Consider the following 959-nt stretch of genomic DNA (forward strand, 5'->3'; position numbering starts at 1 on the left):
GTGGGGTGTGACGCAGGCCTGCCGCAGACCCGCGACATACCCGGCGGCGTCATACCCCTTGTCCGCGCCGAGCGTCAGTCGCCGTGTCGATCCGGGGGAATGGCGATGTACCATGTCGAGGGCGGCACGCCGTTCGGCGTGGCCATCTGCATGGGTCAGATCGCCCTGAACGATCAGGCCACTGCGGTTCTCCATCAGCGCATGGCCCATGAAGCACAGCATCGCCCCGGTGCCAGGGGACTTCTTGTAAAGCCTGGCATCCGGATCAGTGGTCGAGACATGCGTGGCGTTCGAACGCTTCTCGCCCCGGAAATCGACCTCGGCATTGCGGTTTTGGCGGGTGGAGTGGGGCATCGTGTCGGTCTCGGGTTCGGATTGGGCGGGCTGGTCTTTTGTGGGGCTGTCATTTCCGGGCGGATCACCCGGACCATCCTCCTCCGGCGGCTCACCCTCTGCCTTCGGCTGGAAACTCTTCATCGAGGCCCAGGCTTTCACCAGCGTGCCATCGACCGAAAAATGCTCGTCCGATAGAAGCGGCGCGACTTCGCTGTGCGCCAGGATCGCCGCCATCACCTTGCGCGACATCTCCGTTGTCAGCAGTCGGTCGCGGTTCTTCGTGAACACGGTCGGGACCCAGACCTGGTCGTCGATGCCCAGACCCACGAACCCGCGAAACAGCAGGTTATACTGCATCTGCTCCATCAACTGCCGCTCGGAGCGAACCGAGAACAGGATCTGCAGCAGGCTGGCCCGGATCAGTCGCTCAGGTGCAATCGAGGGGCGGCCGAAATCGGTGTACAGTGCTTCGAACTCGGCATCCAAGCTGGCCAACGCGTCATTCACCACCTGCCTAATCTTCCGCAGCGGGTGCCGAGCCGGGATACGCTCCTCCAGATCCACATAGCTGAACAGCGAACCCCTCGTCTCGTCCGTCCCGCGCATCATCACCCCCGCCGTTG

At 63.4% G+C, this 959-nt stretch carries 1 protein-coding gene; it reads right to left on the reverse strand.

The window, feature by feature from the left end; all coding sequences use genetic code 11:
* On the reverse strand, positions 1–942 hold a 942-nt coding region (locus ABWV23_RS22335; protein ID WP_353351908.1), incomplete at its 3' end, for an IS5 family transposase.
* Positions 943–959: the final 17 nt, after the last annotated feature.

Origin of the sequence: Aquicoccus sp. SU-CL01552 (genome assembly GCF_040365005.1) — a bacterium.
GTDB lineage: Bacteria > Pseudomonadota > Alphaproteobacteria > Rhodobacterales > Rhodobacteraceae > Antarcticimicrobium.